This window comes from Synechococcus sp. RS9916 (assembly GCF_000153825.1).
Lineage (GTDB): Bacteria > Cyanobacteriota > Cyanobacteriia > PCC-6307 > Cyanobiaceae > Synechococcus_C.
This window is the reverse complement of the sequence record NZ_DS022299.1, coordinates 2,364,300-2,378,227: the sequence shown is the minus strand read 5'-3', so window position 1 is coordinate 2,378,227 and position 13,928 is coordinate 2,364,300. Positions and strand designations below refer to the sequence as shown.

Below are 13,928 nucleotides of genomic sequence, written 5' to 3'. Positions count from 1 at the left end.
CTGAAAGCCATGGCCTTTTAAGGCTTGCTGGTCTTGGCCGGATACAGCTCTTCGAAAAAGGCTCCCAAGCCGATCCCCACATCGCGAATCGCCTTCATGAACTCAGGATCATCGGTGAGCTTTTGAATGTCTCCACCCACCGCATCGAAGCGCTGGGTGAGAGAACGGGCATTGGACACGGTCTGCTTCAGGTCCGACACCGTTTGGGGATTATCAAGCGCAGCGGAGATGTTGCTGATGTGGGTCGCGGCCCGGGCCGCTTCCGCCGTCGCGGCATTGAGATTGGTGATAGCTGGAGAGGCCCGGTCCAATTCCACCCCCAACTGTTCGAGCACAGTCTTGGCTTCCTTGGCCACCGCATCGAACTGCTTGGAGGAATTCACCAGACTGGAGACCAGCTTCTGGTCCTCGGCCTCTTGGAGCAGACGCTGCATCGTGGCCGTGACCGTGTCGAGGCTTGGAGCCTCCTGACCGCGAATGGTGGCACCGGCGCAGAGCACAGCCGCGGCCTGGCAGCGGGAGGTTTTGGGACCAGGCGTCGAAGCAGTGATCGAGCCCGCATTGCCACCACTGATCAAGTTGACCTGCGCATCCCCACCGAGCAGCGAACCCGATCCAACCGAGGCCGTGACCGGCATCGGCAGCAGCAGATCCTCGTTATCCAGCTCAAGCACGGCCTGCACAGCAGCCGGGGTCACCGTCACCTTCTTGACCACACCCACGACGATGCCCCGATAGGTGACCGGCGAGCGTTCCGCCAAACCAGCAGCATCAGCAAAGTTGGCCGTCACGGTCCAGGTTTCTGCCCCCAGTCGCTCCCCGCGCAGCCACAGCATCGTGCCGGTAAAGCCAACCAACGCTCCAACGATGGAGAAACCGACGATTGCTTCCCTAACACTGCGACGCATAGCAATTAGTGATCGTTGGGTTGCATCGGTCCGTGCAGGTTACCGGTCCTGAACTGTTGGACATAAGGATTGTCAGTACGGCGATAGTCATCGATCGACCCATCCCACCGCAGCTGCCCGCCGTAGAGCAGCACCACACGTTCAGCGGTGCGCTCAATCGTGCTGTGCACATGGCTCACCACAACGGAGCAGCCCTTCGCTACCTCCGTGGTCTTGACAATTAAATCTTCGATCCGGGTGCAGGCCACCGGATCAAGTCCGGCCGTGGGCTCGTCGTAGAGCATGAGCGGCATGGCGGCTTCACCCCGGTCGGGATCATCAATCAAAGCGCGGGCAAAGCTGACGCGCTTCTGCATGCCGCCACTGAGCTGACCGGGATACTTGTCAGCAACATCGTGAAGGCCCACTGCTTCCAGACAGGCCATCACCCGTTCCCGGATCTGACGGGGCTTGAAGCGCCCAAGGCGCATCAGGAGAAAACCCACGTTCTCCTCCACCGTGAGCGACGCCAAGAGGGCTGGGTTCTGAAACACCAGACGCACATCCTGGGGATGGCGCTGATCAAGGCGCAGGTACTGCTGGGGTTCGCCAAACAACGACAGTGCACCAGAGGTGGGCATCTGCAGACCTGCCAACAGGCGCAGCACCGTCGACTTACCGGCTCCGGAAGGCCCCACCACCGCCAACCGCTCTCCCGGCTCCATCCTCAAATTGACGCGATCGAGCACGGGACGAGGTCCCCACTGCATGGTGAGATCACGCATCTCAACGACCGGCGTTAGCGCAGATGGAGTGGATGGGGCCGCAAGGCTCTGCACGCGATCGTTTCGCAGGGCTTCATGCCCATCCTGCATGGTTTTGCAAGAGGGGTGGTGGATCTGGGCAACTTCCGTACAGTTCCCGTGACACCGCCAAAGCTGCCCAGCCGTTGAGTTCGTCGCCCCCTCCGCCCCAGCCCAGGTCGCGACGCCGCAGTCGTCGCGATCACCTGCGCACGCTTCAGGCTGAGCGGCAACGGGATCTGATGGATCGCTCTCGCCGAGCCGTGCGCTGGCTGCAACCCGGGCTCGTGGTGAAGCGCTGGCTGCTCACCTCCGGCATCGGCCTAGTACTCGCCCTGCTGGGCGCTGCCGTATGGGCCGACTTGCAACCGATCTACTGGACCCTGTGGGCCATCCAGGAGTCACTGGGCTGGATCACACGGGTGCTGCCGCGGGGCATCACTGGCCCACTGGTGGTGCTGATTGGCATCGGCCTGCTGCTCTGGGGCCAAAGCCGCAGCTTCGGGTCGATCCAACAGGCTTTAGCACCAGAAAAAGACACCGTGCTGGTGGATGCACTGCGGGCCAAAAGTCGTCTGAACCGTGGCCCCAACATCGTGGCCATCGGCGGAGGCACAGGCCTCTCCACCTTGCTGAGCGGCCTGAAGCGCTACAGCTCCAACATCACCGCCATCGTCACCGTGGCAGATGACGGTGGCAGCAGTGGCGTTCTGCGCCGTGAGCTGGGAGTGCTACCTCCAGGCGACATCCGCAACTGCCTTGCCGCCCTCTCCACCGAAGAGCCCCTGCTGACGCGGTTGTTTCAATACCGCTTCGCAGCGGGCGGCGGGCTCGAGGGCCACAGCTTCGGCAACCTGTTCCTCTCAGCGCTCACGGCCATCACCGGCAGCCTGGAAACAGCGATTACCGCGTCCAGTCGGGTGCTGGCGGTGCAGGGCCAGGTGGTGCCGGCCACGAACGTGGATGTGCGGCTGTGGGCCGAACTGGAAAACGGTCAGCGCATTGAGGGGGAATCAGCCATCGGCCATGCTCCGAGCCCGATCGTTCGACTTGGCTGCCTTCCAGAACAACCGCCGGCCCTACCGCGCGCGCTCGAAGCGATCGCTCACGCCGATCTCATCCTCCTTGGGCCCGGAAGTCTCTACACCTCTCTGCTCCCGAATTTGCTGGTGCCGGAGCTGGTGACCGCCATCCAACGCAGCCGAGCGCCCCGGCTCTACATCTGCAACTTGATGACCCAGCCGGGTGAGACCGATGGACTGGACGTGAGTGGTCACCTGCGGGCAATCGAGGCTCAGCTGGCCAGCCTTGGGGTCAGCAAGCGTCTATTCACAGCCGTTCTCGCCCAGGAAGAACTCCCCGATTCGCCTCTCATTTCCCATTACCGATCGCGCGGGGCCGAGCCCGTGATCTGCAACCGCCGCGATTTGCAACAAGAGGGGTATGAGGTAATGGAAGCCCCGCTGCAAGGCAGCCGCCCAACCGCCACCCTCAGGCACGACCCCAGGAGCCTCGCTTTAGGCGTGATGCGCTTCTACCGAAGACACAAAACCGACAAACAGTCGCTCGCCAGCTGAACAAAGCGAATGAATACGATCAAAAAACCCGTGACCGAATGATCACGGGCGCATCACTCACAAGGCTGAGGCCTTAATAGGCGTCCTGCATTTCATAGAAATCAGGCTGCACATAGTCTTTGCGCAGTGGCCACCCCTTCCAATCTTCAGGCATGAGCAGACGCTTGGGATGGGGGTGTCCATCGAAGCGGATGCCAAACATGTCGAACGTTTCTCGCTCTTGCCAATCAGCACCACGGAACAGACCGTAGAGACTGGGGAGAGAAGGTTCTCCATCTCGGGGCAGGAACACCTTCACTCGCACTTCGCGCACAGCGTCGGTCTTGCCCTCCGTCACTTCTGCCATGGCGACGAGGTGATAAAAGCAAACCAGGTGAGCGCCAGGACCTTCGTCGTAACCGCCTTGGCACTGGAGGTAATCGAAGCCGTTTCCTTTGAGTGCTGCGGCAATCACTGGAAGGAATACAGGATCGACTCCGATGGTTTCCACACCCAGATGGTCGGCTGGCAACAGCTCATGGTCAAAGCCCTGTTGCTGAAGCCACTGGCTCACAGGGCCGCGCTCAGGAGCTGCGGGCAAATTGTCGTCGGCAGGCTTTTGAGCCGAAGCTTTCGGGGTCTCACTCATGACGAATCAGCTCAAGATGCGGAGGAGTCAGTTGACGCTGGCTCGGCAGCGGTGTTGGCGGTATCGGACAAGGACGGCATCGCCAGTCCAGCACCAGGCTTCAAAGCTGCGATCTGCGTCTCCGCCTGCAAATAAGCACCGGTGACAATCGGCTCGACAGGCGTCATGGCGTGCTTGACGGTGCAATAGCGATGGGTCTGTTGCAGCTGGCGCCGATCGCTGACCGACTCATTGGAGACCTTTTTGCGCAGCTTGATCACCGCATCAAAAATGGCCTCTGGACGGGGAGGGCATCCGGGGAGGTACAGATCGACGGGAATCAGCTTGTCGACGCCCCGAACAGCAGTAGTGGAATCGGCACTGAACATCCCTCCGGTGATCGTGCAAGCACCCATGGCGATTACATATTTGGGCTCAGGCATCTGCTCATAGAGACGCACAAGCGCTGGCGCCATCTTCATCGTGACCGTTCCAGCCACGATCAACAGATCGGCCTGACGGGGGGAACTGCGCGGAACCAGACCAAACCGGTCAAAGTCGAAGCGTGATCCAATCAGCGCCGCAAATTCGATGAAGCAACAGGCCGTGCCGTAGAGCAGGGGCCAAAGGCTGCTCAGACGGGCCCAGTTGTGAAGGTCATCCAGGCTGGTGAGAATCACGTTCTCACTCAGATCAGTGGTAACGGCAGGTGCACCTTCAGCAGCGCCTGCCACCGGTCCACAACTGGCACCGCGCAGATCGCGAACGGCGGAAATTGACGGGGAGATTGATTCAGACATCAGCTCAGCTCCACTCGAGGGCGCCCTTGCGCCAGGCGTAGGCCAGGGCCACGACGAGGATGGCGATAAAGATCAGGGCCTCGATGAAGGCCAGAAGACCGAGGCGATGGAACGCCACGGCCCAGGGATACAGAAAGACAGTCTCCACATCGAAGATGACGAAGACCAACGCAAACATGTAGTAGCGGATGTTGAACTGAATCCAAGCACCGCCAATGGGCTCCATGCCCGACTCGTAGGTGATCTCACGCTCACCCTGCTGACTGCGAGGAGCGAGGAGTTTGTTGGTGATCAACGCCAGTGCTGGAACCGCTGCTGCGATCAGCAGAAAACCCAGAAAGGCGTCATAACCCGGCAGCGCGAACATGGAGAAGCCCGACCTGGAGGGCAGTCTGGCATTCACCACCACCTTCTGGCGCCCCCGATAGAGTTGCCAGACCTGTTTATTAAGTGGTGACCGACGAGATCGCAGGATCGGAGCAAGCCGGTCTTCCGCAGAAGCAGGCGGAGGTTCAACCCTCCGCTGAAGAGCAACCCGTCGCGGTCGAAAGCGCCGACTCCCCCGCAGAAGACGGAACCGAGGCAGAACCCAGCAGCGATCCCCGCACCCACCGCTTTGAGTGCCGCAGTTGTGGTTACGTCTACGACCCCGCTGAAGGGGTGAAGAAGCTGGGAATTGTTTCAGGCACAGCTTTTGAAGAGCTGGATGCCATCAGCTTTCGTTGCCCGGTATGCCGTAGCCGCGTTGGCGCATTCCGTGATATTGGCCCCGCCACCAAAGCCAGTGGCTTTGAAGAAAATCTCGACTACGGCCTCGGCGTGAACCGCCTCACTCCAGGTCAGAAGAACGTGCTGATCTTCGGCAGCCTGGCCCTGGGCTTCGCCTTTTTCCTGTCCCTTTATTCCCTGCGCTGAACCCCGTCGCACGCTTCCCCGTGCTGCACCACTTACGCCCACCGATGCTCAATTCCATGAAGCGCCTGCTTAAACCCTTCCTCCAGCTGCTGCTGGTGGCCTGCCTGGGCCTCAGCCTGGGCGGATGCGTGGCTACCCGCCTGCCGGCGGCAACCACCAGCCCCTGGCAAGCCATTGACCTCGACACCCAGTCGAACCCCCTGGATGTGGCGTTTACCGACGCCAATCACGGCTTCCTGGTGGGCAGCAATCGAATGATTCTGGAAACCAGCGACGGCGGCTCCTCCTGGAGTGAGCGCAGCCTTGATCTGCCAGAAGAAGAAAACTTCCGCCTGATCAGCATCGACTTTGACGGCCAAGATGGCTGGATCGCTGGTCAGCCCGGCCTGCTGATGCACACCACCGACGGCGGCAACAACTGGACCCGGCTGTTCCTCGACACCAAGCTTCCTGGCGAGCCTTATCTGATCACCGCACTGGGCCGTGACAGCGCCGAACTCGCCACCAATGTGGGCGCGGTCTACAGCACCTCAGATGGTGGCGGCAGCTGGGACGCAAAGGTGACAGATGCGGCAGGAGCAGTCCGTGATCTTCGCCGCAGCGATGACGGTCGCTACGTCAGCGTCAGCAGCCTGGGCAACTTTTACGCCAGCTGGGATCCAGGTCAATCGGTCTGGCAAGTGCATCAACGGGTGAGCAGCCAGCGCCTGCAGAGCATTGGCTACCAACCGGATGGTCGTCTGTGGATGCTGGCCCGCGGTGCCCAGATTCGCCTGAACGACGACGCCAGCAACAACGAAAGCTGGAGCAAGCCCATCGTGCCGATCACCAATGGCTACGGGTACCTGGATCTGGCCTGGACCCCTGATGGATCGCTCTGGGCTGCCGGTGGCAACGGCACCCTGCTGGTGAGCAATGACGGTGGCGACAGCTGGCTGAAGGATCCCGTAGGCAGCGAACAACCCAGCAACTTCACCCGTTTTGAGCTGGTGGATGGCAAGGGATTCCTGCTGGGTGAGCGGGGCATCCTGCTGCGCTGGGTGAGCTGATCAGCCCACCTCTGCCCACAACTCTGTGTAACCAAGACGGTCTCCGATCCCCGGAGATTCAGCCCCGACCATTAGGATCGCCAAGCTGATACGCCCGAAGCCATGGCTGCCGGCTCCACCGGGGAACGCCCGTTTTTTGAGATCATTACCAGCATCCGCTACTGGGTGATCCACGCTGTGACCCTGCCTGCGATCTTCCTCGCCGGCTTCCTGTTTGTCTCCACAGGCTTGGCCTACGACGCCTTTGGCACTCCCCGCCCGGATGCTTACTTCCAGGCCGCTGAGACCAAAGCTCCTGTCTTGAGCCAGCGCTACGAAGGCAAAGATCAACTCGATGTTCGCCTGAAATAAACCATGACCCAATCACCCTCCACGTCCACGCCGCGTAATTACCCGATTTTTACGGTGCGCTGGCTTGCTCTGCACACCCTGGGCGTACCCACTGTGTTCTTCATTGGCGCTCTTGCCGCCATGCAGTTCATCCGTCGCTGATCCCAATCACCTGCTGAAAAACCATGGAGCGCAATCAAAACCCCAACTCTCTTCCGGTTGAGCTGAACCGCACCAGTCTTTATCTCGGCATCTTGTTTGTTGCCACCTGCGGGATCCTGTTCTCCAGCTACTTCTTCAACTGAGGGATCTGAATCATGAGCGGCAAGAAATCCAATCTTCCTGACGGTCGAATTCCCGACCGCCTTCCCGACGGTCGCCCAGCTGTTGCTTGGCGTTCCCGCTGGACAGAAGGCACCCTTCCCCTCTGGCTGGTGGCCACTGCTGGCGGCATGGCCGTTCTGTTCGTGGTGGGCCTGTTCTTCTACGGCTCCTACACCGGCGTCGGTTCTGCCTGATTCAGGAATGAATGTTTGAAGGAAAGCCCTCTGGCCAGCGGTCAGAGGGCTTTTTCATTGCCACCAGAAGCCCAGCGAATGGAGGCGGAAGGCGCATCAATCCGCTGACCTATCTCCTTGCATGCTGCATTGAGGAACCGAGAGAGGCATAAAATTCCGCACATCAGCACTTGGATGAATGCAGGAGAGCCAAGCTGCTGCCAATGAAGCCACGCAGACACCACGCCCGCGACGCAATCGCAGACCTAAGCGAAGGGCCTTGTTCTGTCCAAGACACCCCGAGCAACGCATCGAAGGCAACGGCAAAAAGTACTACTTGCACTTGCTCCAGCCCGAGCAACTGGAGCAGCGCGGGATGTCAGCCAAACGCGCTCAGCTCGTCATTAATGCCTATCCCGTCTTAGTGCTCAGCGATGAGTGGCTTGAGGAGCTGTTCTGCCCCCTCTGCGGCCAGAGCCGTTGGTGCCACATCACCAAACACGACCGAGTCGAACACAGCGTGCGCTGGGCTCCAAGGGATCTCTGGGAACAGGTCGCCCATGTGGATCCCACGGCCGCTAACCCCACGGTGAGTGAATTCACCCGGCGTGCAGCACGCCGCAATCAGATCAAGCGTGATGACGGCAAACGGTTTTATGACTGAACGCGAGTCTCAAACGCCGTAAAAAGCGCGATACCAATCCGCAAAACGCTGCACACCGGTTTCAATCGGAGTTGACGGCTTGAAACCAACCCACTCCTCCAAAGCAGCAGTGTTCGCGGCAGTCGCCACCACATCACCGGGCTGCATGGGCTGGAAATCCTTGATGGCCTCGCGCCCGAGGGCCTGCTCCATGACCTCGATGAAACGCAATAGCGGGGTCGGCTGGCTGTTGCCGATGTTGAACACCCGATGCGGTGCCGCGGCCGTGGCGGGATCGGGGGCCAGGGGGTCGAAGTCAGGATTCGCCGTCGCCGGCTTGTCGCAGCAGCGCAACACCCCCTCGACAATGTCATCGATATAGGTGAAATCACGCTGCATCTGGCCGTGGTTAAACACGCGAATCGGCTTCCCGGCCAGGATCGCCTTGGCGAACAGCATCGGTGCCATGTCGGGCCGGCCCCAAGGCCCGTAAACCGTGAAAAAGCGCAGTCCCGTCGCCGGAAGGCCATAGAGATGGCTGTAGGTGTGCGCCATCAATTCGTTGGCCTTCTTGCTGGCGGCGTAAAGGCTCACCGGATGGTTGACCGGTTGGCGCTCATCAAACGGCAAATTGCGATTGCCGCCATACACAGAGCTGCTGGAGGCGTAAACGAGGTTCTCCACGCCGTGATGCCGGCAGCCTTCGAGGATGTGGCCAAACCCCACCAGATTGCTCTGGATATACGCCGCAGGGTTCTCTAGGGAATAACGCACACCCGCCTGAGCAGCCAGATTCACCACAACCCTGGGCCGCTCAGCGGCAAACAAAGCCAGCAAAGCATCACCGTCCTCCAAGGCGATCTGCTCGAAGCGCCAAGCGCCAGAGGGCGCCATGGCGTCAATCGCCTCCAAGCGGGCCTGCTTCAGAGCAGGGTCGTAATAGGTGTTGAGATTGTCGATTCCAATCACCTGATCGCCGCGCTGCAGCAAGCGCTGGCACAGAGCCGCACCGATAAACCCGGCAGCACCAGTGACCAGAATCGGGCGGGAGCGGGTGTCAGTCATCGCGAATCAGCGCAAAGAAGAAACCAAGGGGGAAATGCAGTGATCAGAAGCGGAGTGCAAACGATCAGCCGGAGACCGGATCGCCGCCGTCACCCACACGCCAGAGTTGCAGACCAGCTGCCGCAACAGCCGCAGGATCAACCACCGAGCGGGCATCGAAAATCCAAGCCGGCTGACGCATCAGCGGCGCAAGCGCAGACCAGTCGAGCTGGCGATAGTGCTGCCATTCGGTGAGGATCAATACCGCATCAGCACCCGCCACGGTGGCCGCCACATCGGCCCCCTTCCACCAGGTGCCCTCGCCGCTGAGGGCTGCCCTGGAGGGTCCTGCCTTGGGGTCGGGCACAGCGCTGGCCTCCTGTTGCAGGTCCCGGGCGATCTGACCGCTTTCCACCTTGGGGTCGTGGATGGCGAGCTGGGCCCCCTCCTCCAACAGATCGCGGCAAATGCGGATCGCCGGGGCTTCGCGGGTGTCGTTGGTGTCGGCCTTGAAGGCAAACCCGAGCACAGCCAAACGCTTCCCGGTCACAGTGCCAAAGAGCTTCTGCACCACCAAGCGGGAAATGCGGTGCTGTTGCCAGGTGTTGAGAGCCACCACGCTCTCCCAGTAATCGGCCACCTCAGGCAGGCCGAAATGCCGGCAGAGATAGACAAGATTGAGGATGTCTTTCTGGAAACAGCTGCCACCAAAGCCAGGGCCGGCCTGAAGAAATTTCGGACCGATCCGACTGTCGGTGCCGATCGCCCTTGCTACCTCCCGCACATCCGCTCCGGTGGCTTCGCAGAAGGCGGCAATGGAATTGATCGAACTGATCCGCTGGGCCAGAAAGGCGTTTGCCGTCAGCTTGGAGAGTTCACTGCTCCAGAGGTTGGTGCGCAGAATCTTGTCCTGAGGAACCCAATGGGCATAGACCGAAGCCAAGGCGTCAATCGCAGCCGCATCCTCACCACCGATCAGCACCCGGTCGGGCCCTTCGAGGTCGCTGATGGCCGTGCCTTCCGCCAGAAACTCGGGATTGGAAAGCACAGCGAAGCTTCGGTCAGAAGAGCCTTCCCCCTGGGCCGCCGCCAGAATCTCCTTGATCGCCTGGGCAGTGCGCACCGGCAGGGTGCTTTTCTCCACAACAATCGTGTGCCCCGTGGCGACCTTGGCCACCTGACGAGCACACGCTTCAACCCAACGCAGGTCACTGGCCTGGCCTGCACCCAAGCCTTTGGTCTTCGTGGGGGTGTTCACGGAAATGAACACCATGTCGGCAGCCGCGATCGCCTCATCCACCGCCGTGGAGAAGGTGAGATTGCGGCCCCGGGCACGGCCCACCACGGCATCGAGACCAGGCTCATAGACCGGCAGCTTGCTGAGGTCAGCGTCGTTCCAGGCCGCGATGCGCTGCTCATTGAGATCTACCACCGTGACCTGCAGCTCCGGGCATCGATCCGCAATCACCGCCATGGTCGGCCCACCGACATAGCCGGCACCGATGCAGCAAATGGAGCGAATGGCTGTCACGGAAATCAGGAGGCGATGGAAGAGGTTGACGGATGCAAGCGGGGGCCGCTGAGACTGGATCCCTGGCCACTCGTTCCGATGGAACCCGGTGCGCGCGAGGGGGTCGTCAGGGCTGAGAGGATGCCGGTACGGCGGTAGATCTCGGCGGGATCGAAATGACCCCAGAGCCTGGCCCAATCGACGTCGTGGACATCGCCGGGGACAGGACAATCAATCGCCCGGTAAGCCCAGCTGTAGTGGGCAGTGAACACAACGCTGGGATGGTGGGTTCCAGCAAGGACCAGACCATAGTTCGTAATCGCTTCACGAATGAAACGGTCACAAATCGGGCCGAGATACGTGGGCATCATCCCCCAAAGGGGCAGCACCCGAAACGCAGAGGGATAGAAGACATAACAGGAGGTGTCGACGTGGCGATGTTCCAGGTCTTCCTCCGGGATTCCTGGAATTGGGGTGCCATCGGGCAGAGCACATTCCCGCCCCATCGCCAGCACATCGGCCGTGGGATGACGCTGATACAAGGCAACCACCGTCTCCAAGTGCCAAGGCTGAAACCAGTTATCGGCATCGAGAAACAGAATCGGCCAGTAGCCCTGGTTGATGGCGGAGATCGCCCCAATGCAACGAGGGGTGTTGCCGTTGTCCCCGTGGGCTTTGGGCAAGCAGATGTGGTCCACATCCCAACCCTCGATCGCAGCCTGAGGATGACCATCGGCGACCATCACGTGCCGAAGAGGCCACCCCCCCTGCTGATTGAGGCAACTGCGATGGCAGCGCTCGAGCACCTCGAGAGATTCCTTGTAGTAAGGCGTGATCACCGCAGCGCCACGGGGGCCGATCGCGGCAACCGCGTTGGCTGCCTCAGCTGCGGCAGTCACTCACACCTCCAGGGCATGCTCAATCACCTGATGTCGCAACAGAGTTAGCACCTTTTTTCAGCGCCTCGACCAGAGCGGGAAGATCGTTGAGGCTCCTGTCCTGCTGATCAGCAAGGCCATCAGCATCAGGGACAGCCTTTAAGGGCTTGATCCGCACCACACCTCGCTCCGCCTCTTCATCACCAAGCACCAAGGCAAAGGCCGCACCGCTCCGATCGGCACGCTTGAACTGCTTCCCGAAAGCCGAACCGGATTCATCCCGCTCCACCGCCAAGCCACAAGAGCGCAACTGGCGCGTCAAGACCAGAGCCGCCTGAAGCGCCTGCTCGCCGCGATTCACCACATACACATCGGGGGTGGCAGCCTGAACGAGTTGAGCAGCGCGTCCATCGGGATTGGCTGTGGCCGCCGCTTCCAATACCAGCAGCAAGCGCTCCATCCCCAAAGCCCAACCGATGGCTGGGGTCGCAGCACCACCCAGTTGTTGCACCAGCCCGTCGTAACGGCCGCCGCCGCACACCGTGGCCTGGGCGCCCAGCTGATCACTGGTGATTTCAAAAGCCGTATGGCCGTAGTAATCAAGGCCGCGCACCAGACGCGGATTGCACTGATACGGAATCGCCAATGCATCCAACGCCTGCAGCACAGCCTGATGACGCGCCAAGCTCTCGGGCGCCAGGCTTTGCTCCAGCAAGGGTGCCTCCTCCAGCAAGGCCTTGGTCTGGGGATGTTTGCTATCGAGAATGCGCAGGGGATTGGTGCTCAATCGCTGCTGCGAGTCAGCGTCGAGTTGGTCGCGCCGCGCTTCCAACCACTCCACCAAACAGGTGCGGTAGGCCAGGCGATCGTCAGGCGTGCCCAGGCTGTTGATTTCCAGCGCCAATCCTTCAACACCCAGATCAGCGAGAAGGTCCCATGCCAAGGCAATCACTTCGGCATCGCTGGCAGCAGAAGAAACCCCCAACCACTCCACACCAATCTGGTGAAACTGACGCTGGCGCCCCGCCTGAGGACGCTCGTAGCGAAACATCGGGCCGCCATACCAAAGACGCTGAGCCCCCTGGGACAGCAGTCCGTTCTGCAGGGCAGACCTCACCACCGATGCCGTGCCTTCCGGCCGCAGCGTGCAGGAGCGATCGCCACGATCCTGAAAGGTGTACATCTCCTTGCCCACCACATCGGTGGCTTCACCGATGCCCCGTGCGAACAGCTCGGTGACCTCCAGCAGTGGAGTGCGAATCTCGCGACAACCCCAGCGCTGGAAATGCACACGGGCCACCGCTTCCACCGCTTGCCAACGGCATGTCTGCTCAGGCAGCAGATCCACCATGCCGCGCAGGCTTTGCAGTTGCGTCATGGCAACGGTCGGAACAACCCGATCAGTTTGCCGGTGGACTGTCTGCACCCTTGCGTCGGGTGGTGCGACCAGCAGGTTTTGGCGTCGACTTGGGTGCGGACTTGGTCCGAGCCGCAGGACGCTTGGCCTTGACCGTTTTGGCGGCTGGCTTGGCCTTGGTGCTCCGACTTGCAGGCTTCTCAGCGGTCTCGGAGCTGGCATTGGATGCCGAAGGAGAGCTCAACGGTGACGTTGCAGCCGTGGCCGCTGGCGCCATCAACTGCGCACTAAGACGGGTGAGCAGATCTGCCTGAGCAGCCTCAGAGAAGGCATAGCTGCCCACATGGGTGAGAGCAAAACGCTTGGAGATGAAGATGCGCCCACCCAGCGCACGCCAGCGGTTACAGAACAACCAGTCTTCGCTCATAAACACCTTCTCGCCAAACAGGCCGCACTCGAAATAGGCGTAGAGGTGCTCGTTGATGGACGGATCCAGACCGCAATCGTCCATGTATTTCAACTCAGGCATGGCATCAGCCATGCGCTGAAACACATCACGCTTCAACAGCAGAAAACCGGTGCCAATGCGTTCCACCTCCGCCTTGCCGTCATCGGCTTCCCCATCGCCGATGGGATTGATGACGTAATCGATGGGGAGGCTCTTTTTCGGATAGCCACCACCAATCACATCAACATCTTCCTGAAGCAGCATCAGGATGTATTCCGGATCAAAGCCAATGTCGGCATCCAGGAACATCAAATGGGTGGCACGCGGGTTGTGCATCGCCCGCGCGACCAGAGCATTGCGGCCCCGCGGGATCAAACTTTCATTGACGAGCGTGTCAAGGCTCCACTCCAATCCCCACTGCGGTGCGCGAGCAATGAAGCGCACAAAACTGGTGAAAGTGGCTTCCGAGATCTGACCGCCGTAGCAAGGAATCAGAAAATGGATATGCACGCGCCCACAACAAGATTGGACTGATCCTATGGGTATTTTTTCGAAGCGATGGCAGGATCCTTGGCATTGCCTC

The 13,928-nt window shown here is 60.6% G+C and carries 18 protein-coding genes; 8 read left to right on the top strand and 10 right to left on the bottom strand.

Annotation, left to right across the window (positions count from 1 at the left end; translation table 11 throughout):
- Positions 1-17: 17 nt before the first annotated feature.
- Both RS9916_RS11915 and RS9916_RS11910 read right to left on the bottom strand, forming a co-directional pair.
- Entirely contained in the window at positions 18-908 is an 891-nt protein-coding gene (locus RS9916_RS11915; protein WP_198003428.1) for an MlaD family protein, read from the bottom strand.
- A gap of 5 nt (positions 909-913) precedes the next feature.
- Positions 914-1,657 (bottom strand): ABC transporter ATP-binding protein, encoded by a 744-nt coding sequence (locus tag RS9916_RS11910; protein WP_038024609.1) that lies wholly within the window; start codon positions 1,655-1,657, stop codon positions 914-916.
- Positions 1,658-1,932: 275 nt separating this feature from the next.
- Here RS9916_RS11910 and yvcK point away from each other — a divergent pair, with 275 nt between their 5' ends.
- Positions 1,933-3,267, top strand: a complete 1,335-nt coding sequence (yvcK, locus tag RS9916_RS11905) for a gluconeogenesis factor YvcK family protein (protein WP_038023771.1) — start codon at positions 1,933-1,935, stop codon at positions 3,265-3,267.
- A 73-nt stretch (positions 3,268-3,340) separates the two neighbouring features.
- Here the strand turns inward: yvcK and RS9916_RS11900 are convergent, their stop codons facing one another.
- The 3 genes from RS9916_RS11900 to RS9916_RS11890 are packed head-to-tail and all read right to left on the bottom strand — an operon-like array spanning position 3,341 to position 5,041.
- Complete coding sequence (locus RS9916_RS11900; protein WP_007099682.1) at positions 3,341-3,895, bottom strand: NAD(P)H-quinone oxidoreductase subunit J; 555 nt, start codon at positions 3,893-3,895, stop codon at positions 3,341-3,343.
- An 11-nt stretch (positions 3,896-3,906) separates the two neighbouring features.
- A complete protein-coding gene (locus RS9916_RS11895) occupies positions 3,907-4,674 on the bottom strand; it encodes an NADH dehydrogenase subunit K (RefSeq protein ID WP_007099681.1) in 768 nt (255 codons plus the stop codon).
- Positions 4,675-4,678: 4 nt separating this feature from the next.
- Positions 4,679-5,041, bottom strand: a complete 363-nt coding sequence (locus tag RS9916_RS11890; protein WP_038023768.1) for an NAD(P)H-quinone oxidoreductase subunit 3 — start codon at positions 5,039-5,041, stop codon at positions 4,679-4,681.
- 86 nt (positions 5,042-5,127) lie between these two features.
- On the opposite strand from RS9916_RS11890, the gene RS9916_RS11885 reads away from it, so the two are divergent.
- The 7 genes from RS9916_RS11885 to RS9916_RS11860 all read left to right on the top strand — a co-directional run bounded on the left by RS9916_RS11885 (position 5,128) and on the right by RS9916_RS11860 (position 8,129).
- On the top strand, positions 5,128-5,589 hold the full coding sequence (locus RS9916_RS11885; protein ID WP_038024608.1) for a rubredoxin: 462 nt from the start codon (positions 5,128-5,130) through the stop codon (positions 5,587-5,589).
- Positions 5,590-5,645: 56 nt separating this feature from the next.
- A complete protein-coding gene (locus tag RS9916_RS11880) occupies positions 5,646-6,638 on the top strand; it encodes a photosynthesis system II assembly factor Ycf48 (protein WP_038024606.1) in 993 nt (330 codons plus the stop codon).
- A 102-nt stretch (positions 6,639-6,740) separates the two neighbouring features.
- The gene (gene psbE, locus RS9916_RS11875) at positions 6,741-6,989 is read left to right on the top strand and encodes a cytochrome b559 subunit alpha (protein WP_007099677.1); all 249 of its coding nucleotides are present in this window, start codon (positions 6,741-6,743) and stop codon (positions 6,987-6,989) included.
- A 3-nt stretch (positions 6,990-6,992) separates the two neighbouring features.
- Positions 6,993-7,130, top strand: a complete 138-nt coding sequence (psbF, locus tag RS9916_RS13980) for a cytochrome b559 subunit beta (RefSeq protein ID WP_007099676.1) — start codon at positions 6,993-6,995, stop codon at positions 7,128-7,130.
- Positions 7,131-7,153: 23 nt separating this feature from the next.
- Complete coding sequence (locus RS9916_RS11870; protein ID WP_007099675.1) at positions 7,154-7,273, top strand: photosystem II reaction center protein L; 120 nt, start codon at positions 7,154-7,156, stop codon at positions 7,271-7,273.
- Between the two features lie 12 nt (positions 7,274-7,285).
- Complete coding sequence (locus tag RS9916_RS11865; RefSeq protein ID WP_006042408.1) at positions 7,286-7,486, top strand: photosystem II reaction center protein J; 201 nt, start codon at positions 7,286-7,288, stop codon at positions 7,484-7,486.
- Between the two features lie 178 nt (positions 7,487-7,664).
- Positions 7,665-8,129, top strand: coding sequence for a hypothetical protein (locus tag RS9916_RS11860; protein WP_007099674.1), 465 nt, complete (start codon positions 7,665-7,667; stop codon positions 8,127-8,129).
- 9 nt (positions 8,130-8,138) lie between these two features.
- On the opposite strand, the gene RS9916_RS11855 is transcribed toward RS9916_RS11860, so the two are convergent.
- The 5 genes from RS9916_RS11855 to RS9916_RS11835 form a co-directional block, all read right to left on the bottom strand.
- On the bottom strand, positions 8,139-9,173 hold the full coding sequence (locus RS9916_RS11855; RefSeq protein WP_007099673.1) for an NAD-dependent epimerase: 1,035 nt from the start codon (positions 9,171-9,173) through the stop codon (positions 8,139-8,141).
- A 64-nt stretch (positions 9,174-9,237) separates the two neighbouring features.
- A complete protein-coding gene (locus tag RS9916_RS11850) occupies positions 9,238-10,683 on the bottom strand; it encodes a nucleotide sugar dehydrogenase (protein WP_007099672.1) in 1,446 nt (481 codons plus the stop codon).
- A gap of 5 nt (positions 10,684-10,688) precedes the next feature.
- Complete coding sequence (locus tag RS9916_RS13605; RefSeq protein WP_007099671.1) at positions 10,689-11,561, bottom strand: glycosyltransferase family A protein; 873 nt, start codon at positions 11,559-11,561, stop codon at positions 10,689-10,691.
- 19 nt (positions 11,562-11,580) lie between these two features.
- Positions 11,581-12,918, bottom strand: coding sequence for a histidine--tRNA ligase (hisS, locus tag RS9916_RS11840; protein ID WP_007099670.1), 1,338 nt, complete (start codon positions 12,916-12,918; stop codon positions 11,581-11,583).
- A gap of 22 nt (positions 12,919-12,940) precedes the next feature.
- The gene (locus RS9916_RS11835) at positions 12,941-13,855 is read right to left on the bottom strand and encodes a glycosyltransferase family 2 protein (RefSeq protein WP_007099669.1); all 915 of its coding nucleotides are present in this window, start codon (positions 13,853-13,855) and stop codon (positions 12,941-12,943) included.
- Positions 13,856-13,928 lie beyond the last annotated feature (73 nt).